6 protein-coding genes and 7 pseudogenes are annotated in these 10,745 nt (G+C 45.4%); 10 read left to right on the forward strand and 3 right to left on the reverse strand.

The features are described from left to right. Positions 1-271, reverse strand: a pseudogene (locus B9T16_RS21125) (helix-turn-helix domain-containing protein); the annotation flags it as partial. Between the two features lie 71 nt (positions 272-342). Between B9T16_RS21125 and B9T16_RS21130 the strand changes: the two are divergent. From B9T16_RS21130 to B9T16_RS21145, 4 genes and pseudogenes are all read left to right on the forward strand, one after another. Continuing rightward, positions 343-820: pseudogene (locus B9T16_RS21130) on the forward strand (IS630 family transposase); the annotation flags it as partial. Next, positions 811-1,058, forward strand: a pseudogene (locus B9T16_RS21135) (transposase); the annotation flags it as partial. The pseudogenes B9T16_RS21130 and B9T16_RS21135, both read left to right, overlap by 10 nt. Before the next feature lie 382 nt (positions 1,059-1,440). Beyond that, positions 1,441-3,672, forward strand: a complete 2,232-nt coding sequence (locus tag B9T16_RS21140) for a PP2C family protein-serine/threonine phosphatase (RefSeq protein ID WP_006616187.1) — start codon at positions 1,441-1,443, stop codon at positions 3,670-3,672. A 210-nt stretch (positions 3,673-3,882) separates the two neighbouring features. After that, positions 3,883-4,764, forward strand: a pseudogene (locus tag B9T16_RS21145) (IS630 family transposase). A gap of 322 nt (positions 4,765-5,086) precedes the next feature. On the opposite strand, the gene B9T16_RS21150 reads toward B9T16_RS21145, so the two are convergent. Continuing rightward, positions 5,087-5,431, reverse strand: a complete 345-nt coding sequence (locus B9T16_RS21150; RefSeq protein ID WP_006616111.1) for a hypothetical protein — start codon at positions 5,429-5,431, stop codon at positions 5,087-5,089. A gap of 295 nt (positions 5,432-5,726) precedes the next feature. Between B9T16_RS21150 and B9T16_RS21155 the strand changes: the two genes are divergently transcribed. Together B9T16_RS21155 and B9T16_RS21160 are read left to right on the forward strand one after the other, a co-directional pair. Then, positions 5,727-5,972, forward strand: a complete 246-nt coding sequence (locus tag B9T16_RS21155) for an Asr1405/Asl0597 family protein (protein WP_006616110.1) — start codon at positions 5,727-5,729, stop codon at positions 5,970-5,972. A gap of 47 nt (positions 5,973-6,019) precedes the next feature. Further along, positions 6,020-6,592, forward strand: coding sequence for a (2Fe-2S) ferredoxin domain-containing protein (locus B9T16_RS21160; protein WP_410245690.1), 573 nt, complete (start codon positions 6,020-6,022; stop codon positions 6,590-6,592). A 175-nt stretch (positions 6,593-6,767) separates the two neighbouring features. Here the strand turns inward: B9T16_RS21160 and B9T16_RS21165 are convergent, their stop codons facing one another. Next, entirely contained in the window at positions 6,768-6,998 is a 231-nt protein-coding gene (locus B9T16_RS21165) for a transposase (RefSeq protein WP_014275824.1), read from the reverse strand. A gap of 891 nt (positions 6,999-7,889) precedes the next feature. Here B9T16_RS21165 and B9T16_RS21170 point away from each other — a divergent pair. The 4 genes and pseudogenes from B9T16_RS21170 to B9T16_RS21185 all read left to right on the forward strand — a co-directional run. Next, complete coding sequence (locus B9T16_RS21170; protein WP_014277243.1) at positions 7,890-8,114, forward strand: reverse transcriptase N-terminal domain-containing protein; 225 nt, start codon at positions 7,890-7,892, stop codon at positions 8,112-8,114. 21 nt (positions 8,115-8,135) lie between these two features. Next, a pseudogene (locus B9T16_RS21175) lies at positions 8,136-8,358 on the forward strand (HNH endonuclease). Next, positions 8,318-9,715: pseudogene (locus B9T16_RS21180) on the forward strand (group II intron reverse transcriptase). Before B9T16_RS21175 ends, B9T16_RS21180 begins: the two co-directional pseudogenes overlap by 41 nt. 98 nt (positions 9,716-9,813) lie before the next feature. Then, positions 9,814-10,557, forward strand: a pseudogene (locus B9T16_RS21185) (group II intron reverse transcriptase); the annotation flags it as partial. Between the last annotated feature and the right edge of the window lie 188 nt (positions 10,558-10,745).

Raw genomic sequence — 10,745 nt, forward strand, 5'->3', positions numbered from 1 at the left:
CTCTGAGCTTCTCACTATATTGCCATAAGGTCAGATCGGGGTGGGCTTCTACAATATCTATCACGGCTTCCTCATGCTGAGATCAAATGCTTTTCTTTTTAGTGCCACACTTACGAGGAGATAAGTCTCCCGTTAATCGATACTGTTTGACCAGTCGCCTTACCGTGTCTGGACTCACCAAAAAGCGTTTCGCTACTTTTCGGATAGAAGTGTCTCCTTTTTCATAGGTTTCTACTATCTTTTTCCGAAAATCTAAAGAGTAACGGCTCATGGTAGTTGGTTGTGAACACTTATACAATAGCCATACATTATACTGTACTTTGTGTTTTGTGTAAAGGCTGTATGGAGCCGGAAGGGTTGGTTTACCTCGATGAAGCTGGCATGAATAGTCAAGACTCGGATTATCCTTATGGTTACTGCCAGGAAGGACAACGCTTCCATGCCCTCAAATCAGGGAAGAGGCAGGGCAGGGTGAGCATGATGGCGGCATGGTGTCATCAACAACTCTTAGCCCCCTTTACCTTTGAGAGTTGTTGTAATCGGACAGTGTTTGAGTTGTGGTTGGAGTTCATCTTAATTCCAACATTGAAGCCTGGTCAAACTCTAGTACTGGACAATGCAACGTTTCATAAAGGGGGGCGGCAGGCTGAACTGGCGGAGGCGGCTCAATGCCGTTTACTCTATCTTCCGCCTTATTCGCCAGACCTCAACAAGATAGAGAAATGTTGGTCGTGGTTGAAAGCCCGCATTCGCCATTGCACGTGAGCAGTTTGATTCTCTCGATGATGCCATGGATTCTGTTCTCAAGGCTGCGTCCTAACCGTATTGACTAGTGCTATAGTATTGGACAATGCAACGTTTCATAAAGGGGGGCGGCAGGCTGAACTGGTGGAGGCAGCTCAATGCCGTTTACTCTATCTTCCGCCTTATTCGCCAGACCTCAACAAGATAGAGAAATGTTGGTCGTGGTTGAAAGCCCGCATTCGCCATTCATTGCACGTGAGCAGTTTGATTCTCTCCATGATGCCATGGATTCTGTTCTCAAGGCTGCGTCCTAACCGTATTGACTAGTGCTATACGTCCTAATTTTCCTGTCTTGTACTATGCGTCCTAACTTTTCTGTCTTGTGCTATAAATCCCGGTCCTATGATAACTATACTGGGAGATAATAAGCGCTACAATAGTTCACACCAGCCAGTCACTCAGCGCCAATAACTGTAGGGTGCGTCACATCCCGACAATTTTCGGAAAACACGAAAAGATTACATTTCGTGACGCACGCGCCCCTTCTGCACCACTCTATGTGTTGTTGTTCCAATGCTTGGCTGCTGTCTGTGTCGTAACCCTCGATTGTATTGGTATGAAACGAGACACTCTGGTCTGGTATCCAAATATTCCCTGAACCCAATTTGGTGGCTACTCCAGATGTGAGAACCCTCTATGCAAAATGATATGCGAAAATACTATCTATGGGCGCTCGTTACGGGCTTTGAGGATATGCCCGCTGGAACTTTGATTGCCGATCGCTATCTCAGCCAGGGCGGTCGTATTTTTGTGGACACTCAACCCGAACAACTTCCGCAAACTCCCGGAAATGATATTACCGCCGAGGAGATTTCCTGTTACCTGAAACTGTTTTCTGAGCGACTCCACATTCCCCAGGTCTATGGGTGGATACCTGCAGCCAAAAGTCCCCTAAAAAAAGATATATGGCTGTTAGAAGGATGCCCCATTGAACCTAAGTCGGGGGAACTTCGACCATTACTATCCCAAGTCTGGGAAGAAACATCAGCCATGCGTCAATTAAGCTGGTTATGGCAGATAGCTACATTGTGGTATCCCTTGAGTTGTCAGGGGGTCGCTTCCAGTCTACTTGATTTTGACCTGCTGCGGGTAGAAGGGCCTCTGGTCAGATTATTGGAATTACGCTACCAAGCTAAAGCCGCAGGACTATCTCAACTGGGGTCAGTTTGGCAATCGTTAATTCCTACAGCAGATCGCCGGATTCAGAAATTTTTGGAACAACTTACCCAACAACTGATAGCCGGGGAAATTAGAAAGTCGATGCGCTTGGCCAGTCAACTAGACCAAGCCTTAGTCATTTGTGGACGGTCTTTAGAAAGACAAGTCGATATTGTCACCGTCACAGATGCAGGTCCTACGCGATCGCATAATGAAGATGCCTGCTATCGGTCCGCGTACAACGATGGTATTGATGAAAACTCCATGGCTTTGGCTATTGTCTGCGATGGTATTGGCGGACAGGAAGGCGGCGAGGTGGCTTCTGGTTTAGCTATTGAAATTGTACGGGAACAAATGGAAAAAATTCCCCTACCAACCGCCAATTGGGACCCCCTTTCCTTGACCAATCGGTTGAAGCGAGCCATTAGTATTGCTAACGATGCCATTAGCGATCGCAATGATACCGAAGAGCGCCAGGGTCGTCAACGCATGGGAACTACTATAGTCATGGCTTTGGCTCATGTTCATGAAATATATTTAACCCATATTGGAGACTCCCGCGCCTACTGGATTACACCTGAGGGTTGCTACCAGGTTACCCTTGATGATGATGTCGCCTCCCGAGAAGTTAGACTAGGCTATACCATCTATCGTGAAGCCATACAAGCAATTTCATCGGGAGCCCTAATTCAAGCCCTCGGAATTACCCACTCTCTCAATTTACATCCTACCATCCAGAGATTTCCCGTTGACTCCGATTGTATCTTTGTCCTATGTTCCGATGGATTGAGCGATCGCGATCGGGTAGAACAATATTGGGAGAGCGAAATCTTACCAGTTTTGCAGGGTCAAACTACCCTCCCATCAGTACGAGATCGCCTCTTGAAAATTGCCAACACCCAAAACGGCCATGATAACGTTACCATCGCCCTACTGCATTTTCAAGTTTCCCCCAAGACAATTCAAGACTTACCGGAAATTTCCGTTCCTACCGCCATTAGTCTCAACGATGACACCATAGCCGATAGCTCATCAGACCTCAGCGGTTCTGACGACTCAGCTATGCAAACCGAATTAATTGTAGTTGACAAAAACAAAAGCCGTTCAATTTGGTTATTATCATTAGGCATTTTAATACTGTTGGGTATTGGCGGGGCCTTAGCTTGGACATTCCTAGGGGGTGATCAGACCACAGAACCCGACGAACCGCCTACTAGCACCCCCCTTACCACCAGACCCGCTGATCCTTCTCTCCCTACCCCAACTGTCCCCTATGGCGCAGGTGTTCCGCTTGGATCAGTCATCCAATTGAGTTCTGCTCGCACTATACAGAATAACATCCCCCCAAGTCCTATTGTATTGCACCAAGACTTTGTGGAAGGGGAATTAAAAGGGGAAGTTCCTAGCAATAGTGTCTTTCAGGTTCTCGAACGACAAACAACCCAAAATGACGGAACTTGGGTAGAGTTAAAAGTGTGTTCGGTTCCCTCATCGCATAATCTAGCTACACCAGACAATAATACCCCTTTACCGACAGAATTGGACGACTCCGACCCTCAAGGGATTAATCAACCCATAGATAACCCAGAGCCAATTACCACCCTACAAGCCGGAGACAGAGGCTGGCTCCGAGACGGTGATGTTCAAAGTCTCTGGGTGACTGATGCTATGATTGGACCAGAACAATATGGAGATTGCAAAGTTAATTAAGTCGGAATATTGGGCGATAATTAGCCAGATATGGTAGGGGTCGAACGGGAAGTCACCTTCCCGAACTCCCATTCAAAACCGTGCTTGAGACTTTCACCTCACACGACTCCTGATGTGGATACCCTTTTGTCAAAAGGAACAGAGTTATAGCACAAGACAGGAAAGTTAGGACGTATAATGGAGAGGACGAGATGACTAAGAAGACCAAAAATGCCAGCCCCCTATAGTTACGACCTCAGACAAAAAGTTATTGATGCAATTGAACTAGACGGTATGCCCAAAACCAAAGCCAGTCAATTTTTCCATCTCAGCCGGAACACTATCAATCTCTGGCTGCAAAGAAAAGAACACACCGGAGACTTCCTCCCTAAACCTAATCGCCCACCTGGTCATAACCACCAAATTACCGACTGGCACAAATTCAAGGCTTTTGCCCAAGAGCATGGCCACAAAACCTCCGCTCAGATGGCTGAACTTTGGGATGACGACATCTCTCCTCGCACCATATCCAGAGCCTTGAAGAAAATTGGCTTCACCAGAAAAAAAACTTACGGCTACCAAGAAGGTGATGAGCAACAGCGAGAGGCGTTTATTGCTCAGATTCAACATATGGAGCCGGAAGAGTTGGTTTACCTCGATGAAGCTGGCATGAATAGTCAAGACTCGGATTATCCTTATGGTTACTGCCAGGAAGGACAACGCTTCGATGCCCTCAAATCCGGGAAGAGGCAGGGCAGGGTGAGCTATATGGCCGCATGGTGTTATCAACAACTCTTAGCTCCCTTTACCTTTGAGGTGAGGGTTGTTGTAATCGGACAGTGTTTGAGTTGTGGTTGGAGTTTATCTTAATTCCAACATTGAAGCCAGGTCAGACTCTAGTATTTGACAATGCAACGTTTCATAAAGGGGGACGGCAGGCTGAACTGGTGGAGGCAGCTCAATGCCGTTTACTCTATCTTCCGCCTTATTCGCCAGACCTCAACAAGATAGAGAAATGTTGGTCGTGGTTGAAAGCCCGCATTCGCCATTGCACGTGAGCAGTTTGATTCTCTCGATGATGCCATGGATTCCGTTCTCAAGGCTGCGTCCTAACCGTATTGACTAGTGCTATATTATGGAGTCATGACTCTCCGCTCAAGCAGTTTGTTTATGACCTTGAGTTCCCCGCATTAGATAAAGTTTGGTCACAAGTCCAAACTTTGGGACACATAAACAGTTATGGGATGGTCAGGGGTGCTTTCCCTTATATTCAACCAAGGGGTTTAAGTCCCACCAGGAGGTTATTTCAGGCATCACAGCCCTATTTGGTCTCCTGAACGTCTCGCACACCACCTAAGAAAGTAGGTTGCTAACTACCTTCCTAGGTGGTTTTGTCTCCCCTCATGGGGCTATGCTAACTCTACCTCTACTATTGCTAATATCCCTCACTAGACCGCGACAGCATCGTTTCGTGGATATGTTCATCATGGTGACGGGTTTCGGCTAACAGTTCCCGCGCCTGTTCGTGCGCCATACTGTGATTAGGCTCGCTACAAGCTCCACGTGCGCGATCGCCTTCCTGGGCCGCCCGCGACAGCATCGTTTCGTGGATATGTTCATCATGGTGACGGGTTTCGGCTAACAGTTCCCGCCCTTGAGAGTCCGCAATAATTGGGCGATCGCCTTCCTCCTCCGCTCGCGAACGCATCGTTTCGTGAAGATGCTGCTTATGGTGACGATTCTGGGCCAACAATTCCCGGGCTTGTTCTTCTAAACTCATGATTTTAAATCTCCGATTTTATGATCAAAAAATTCCCCTACTAAAATTTTGGCATAATTTTCCCCAAAATGTATCTAAATTTACAGATTTTTTTCGGTAAGTATATATTTGGATGTATTATTTGCCATCAATCTGCCCCTGGCGCTGAGGTTTTCGTAAACTTTTATAAACTAGCTATTGAGAAAATATTTCATTTATGTTATCAATGAAATATGGGACTAGCCCAGGCAATTTTAAGCTAGGGCAGCAGTAATCAGCCCAATGTAGTGCCAATATATTTCATTTAGATGTAGTAATGAATTCATCAGAATTAGATCCCAAGTCCGGTGAAGTAGTAGAAGTGGCCTGGTCAAAAAGGTGGCAGGTCTATCAGCGCCTCCAAGAATTGGGAATTACCTGTTGGTGTCAGGTAGATCACCCCCTGCGGGTAAAGATTACCAACACCACCGAAGCTGTTCAGCTTGCTAGTGTCGTGAGAAGGTTAAGTGCATCGCCACGGGAACTAGCCCTATCTCTGGAAAGAGCCTGGCATCGTAGTTAGGCAATAAATCCCATTAACCAAAGCACACCAAACACACTTCTAAAATTATGTCTAAATTCAATAAGCAAGTTTCGGATTTCAGCCTTTCCGGTAGGGTTGTGCAGATTTTATTAAAAGGCAAAAACCCGCAAATATTGCAACTAATCACCACATCAGGATTGTATAGAATTAAGCTATCTAAGCGATTAAATTACGATGCAAAACACCTGTTATATAAGGGGGTAGAGGTGAGAGTATTTGGCGAAAAAATCCTCAATTTAAAAAATTTCAAGGTCAAACTAAAAGCCACCAGGATTATACTAGCCTCTGAACCATCAGTGCGCCCGGTAAAGTCTCCCAGTTCCCCAACTAAAAGTCAGCCTAAACCCGCTAAAATTCTAATTTGTCAGAAATCAGATTGTCGGAAGCGAGGAGGACAAGCCGTTTGTCAAGTGCTGGAGCAAGCCTTATGCGATCGCGGATTGCATGATCAAGTTAAAATTGAAAAAACAGGTTGTCTGAAAAAATGTAAATTAGGACCCAACTTAGTTTTCATGCCAGATAAGGCTCATTATACCCGAGTCAAACCCTCAGATATTTCTGAGGTGATTGAGAAGCATTTGGCATCAACAACTACATAGGGTCACCTAATCTTTAGACTGGGTAGGGGCGTTTCGACTTCCCCTGCTGTAGCCGCCGCCTCTAGCAATCATCCTCTATTTCGAGCGGATTGTTCGTGAACCCGCCCCTAATTACCGTTTTTGGGTCGATTGTGAATCCCCCTCTCTTGAGAGGGGGGAGAGTCAAAAGTACCCATTAATACCCAAATTGTAAGCCAAATTGGCTAGGGCGGGTTTGACACTCCCCTGCGTAAAGACGAGGGGATTCTTCATTCATAGACCCAACTTGCTTTGACAGGATTGCTCCAGCCAGAGTAGAGGTCGAATCTCCTGAAGCGTTCGGGTAATAGACCCATGTTCCGCTATACCCTAGCGTACACAAGGCTGACTTCAGGATGTTAATCGCAGCGTTCCAATCCCGATCCAAGCTGAACCCACATTGACAGGTATGGTGCGAGATGTTTAGGAGTCAAATAAGGCTGCAATGCATGAAATAACCTCCTAGTGGGACTTTTACCCCTTGGTGAAATATAAGGGATTCGTACCCTGACCATCCCATAACTGTTTATATGTCCCAACGTTTGGTATATAAATATACAAAGTGCGAGACGTTCAGGCATGAAATAKGGTTGAAATACCTGAAATAACCGCCTGGTGGKGACTTCAGCCCCTTGGTTGAATATAAGGAGCGCACTCCTGACCATCCTCATAACTGTTTGTACGTCCCGAAGTTTAGTATCACAACGATACAAAACGAGGCAGGGAACCCAAGGTCAAAGCGAACTAACTTATACAAATTCCTTATAGGAAGCCCAAAAATGGATAAGTAAAAGCTAGGAAATTAGGGTAACGGCGATAGCCACCCCCAGTTTTGGGAATCACAATCTCAGGATTGAAGCGGGGAACGGAAGGCATGAAGCAGAACCAACTGCCAAACTTGACCACTGCCAACCATCCATGATTAGGGAAACCGAATGTCCGGCTTGAACCATCGTAAATTCTAAGTAGCGAAATAGGTTGATACGCTGCGCTCAAAAGAGTATAGGGAAAAGTAGGGTATTTTTGTTAACACCTACACAGACCTTTAAAGTACCYCGGTGGAGAGGACAAATCTAAAGATGGAATGCCCATACAAACGGAACGTTTTTAACCCCTTCTAGGCTCTGACAATCTGGTCGAGAGAGTCAGTAGTGAAAGTGTAAGCGTAAGCCTATTAGGGGGTGAGATGTGACCAAAAGCCAACGCCCTGCTGTAATGGTAGGGATATGCTAACAGGTCACGGTTTGATTGTAAGAAATAGAGGCTAGTAGGTGTACAGATGGCGATAGCGAGTTTAAAGAAAGGGTTTGGGAAACCAAAACTAATCAAGACTACGAACAACGCATGGAAGGCAATCCCATGGACTAAGGTTCAACGGAAAGTTTTCAAGCTCCAAAAGAGTATATTTCAAGCAGCTAAATCGGGACAAAATGCAAAGGTTAGAAGGTGGCAACGTCTATTGGTGAAATCATAYTATGCCCGGCTCTTAGCAGTGCGGCTGTAGGGGCGGGTTCCACGGTCAGCCATGCTTCCCAACAGTCAGCTTAATAAACCCGCCCCCCCAAGCGGGTCAAGGCAAGAAGACAGCCGGAGTTGATGGAGTAAGAGTAATCTCTCCAAGACAAAGGTTTGAACTGGTCAAGAACATTAAGGGAAATCTCAAAGCAAAACCACTGCGTCGGGTTTGGATTCCAAAACCTGGTAGGGATGAAAAAAGCTGGAATAGGAATACCCACAATTCAAGATAGAGCAAGGCAAGCCTTGGTTAAGTCGGCTCTCGAACCTGAATGGGAATCGAGATTTGAAGGCACAAGCTACGGGTTCCGTCCTGGACGGTCAGCCCACGATGCAATATCCAGAATCTACCAAAGTATAAATAAAGGTGGTTACTATGTACTGGATGCAGACATAGCAAAATGTTTTGACCGAATAAATCATGATTACCTACTGTCCAAAATTCATTGTCCCAGCAGCCTAAAAAGAGACCTGAAACAATGGCTTAAAGCAGGTGTGCTAGATAACGGTGTATTTGAGGATACTGAAACAGGGACACCTCAAGGAGGGGTAATAAGTCCACTCCTGGCTAACATCGCACTGTTGGGCATGGTTAGGTTAATTGAAACGATGTATCCAAAAACAAAATGGGTTAAGGTTAAAGTCACCTTAATAAGATATGCCGATGATTTTGTAGTGATATCACCATCACTAGAGATTATAGAACAGTGCAAAACTGCTATCTCTGTATGGTTAAAACCTGTAGGACTAGAAATAAAACCTGAAAAAACTCGAATATGTCACACGCTAAAACCTATTGAGTATAATGGAAAAATAGAGGAACCAGGGTTTGACTTTCTAGGATTCAATATTAGGCAATATCCAGCAGGAAAATAAAAATCTGGGAAAACATGTGGAACAGCAAGCCGACTAATCGGCCACAAAACCCACATCAAACCCAGCAATAAAGCAGTCAAAGCCCACACAGAAGTGATTAAAGGTGTAATAAAACAATATAGAACAGCACCTCAATCAGCCCTGATTAGCAAACTAAACCCAATCATTCGGGGATGGGCAAACTATTATTCAGCGGTAGTCTCAACAGAGACCTTCGTTAAGCTAGACTTCATAATCTGGCAAATGTTACGGGCATGGACAGTATCAAGATGCGGAAAGGCAAGTAACAAAAAGCTAAGAAATTATTTCAGACATGGAACAATTAAACTTAGCAATGGGAAAGAAAGACACGAAAATTGGATATTCCAAACCAAAGATGGGTTACATCTATTCATGCACAATTGGACTCCAATTGTCAGACATACCCTAATACGCCCCGAAGCAACACCATATGACGGAAACTGGACTTACTGGGCCACCAGAAAAGGACAAGCAATCGATACGCCAACAAGTATAGCTAAACTACTCAAAAAGCAAAAAGGCAAGTGTACCTGGTGTGGGCAATTCTTTACCCCATTAGATTTAATTGAAGTAGACCACATTGTACCTAGAAGCCAAGGCGGAAAGGATGAATACAAGAATCTTCAATTACTACATCGCCATTGTCACGATGATAAAACAGCTCTTGATGAAGAGATGATGCTGCACTCTTAACAAGGAGACGGTCAAACTAGGAGCCGTATGAGGTGAAAGTCTCAAGTACGGTTCTGAATGGGAGGGGTAGACCGTGAGGTCTATCTCGACCCCTAATCCCAGTAGGAAAATACAAGTCTGGAAAAACAGGGGGACCCACGAGCCGATTAATCGGACATAAAACCCACATAAAACCCAGCCAAAAAGCAGTTAAAGCTAATACAGAAGTGATTAAAGGTGTAATTAAAAAACACAAAACAGCACCTCAATCAGCCCTAATAAACAAACTAAACCCAATAATACGGGGATAGTCTAATTACTACTCAGGGGTAGTCTCAACCGAGACCTTCAGCAAACTAGACAACATAATCTGGCAAATGTTACGGGCATGGACAGTTTCAAGATACGGAAAGGCCACTTATGAAAAGCTGAGAAATTATCTTAGACCAGGAACGGTCAAACTCAGCAATGGGAAAGAAAGGCATGAAAGTTGGTTCTTCAAAACCAAAGATGGATTTACATTGTGGAAACATAATTGGACTCCGATTGTCAGACACACCCTAATACGCCCTGACGCAACACTTTATGACGGAAATTGGACTTACTGGGCAACCAGAAAAGGACAAGCAATAGAAACGCCAACAAGGGTAGCCAAACTACTCAAGAAGCAAAAGGGTAGGCGTACCTGGTGCGGGCCATACTTTACCTCATCAGATTTAGTGGAAGTAGACCACACTGTACCTCGAAGCCAAGGCGGAAAGGATGAATACAAGAATCTTCAGCTACTACACCGCCACACCCGCGACGATAAAACCAGCAATTCTCATTTTGGAAATTCAACTGCTATCGGGTGGGATGTCTAACTCGAGACCCTCAAGCATAAAGGCCAGAAGGTGGTCCCAACTGTCGAAGTACAGTCTGGGTAAGCGCGCGCAAATCATTAAAGAAGGTTTGGCGCTTCGGTAAGTGCGCTCGTAGCAACTGGTACTTGTTATCGAGCAACTCCTGCAGGGTGTGGAAGAGCAGCGAGAGGATGTTGATGGTCCGGAGC

This window comes from Arthrospira sp. PCC 8006 (assembly GCF_046480465.1).
GTDB lineage: Bacteria > Cyanobacteriota > Cyanobacteriia > Cyanobacteriales > Microcoleaceae > Limnospira > Limnospira platensis.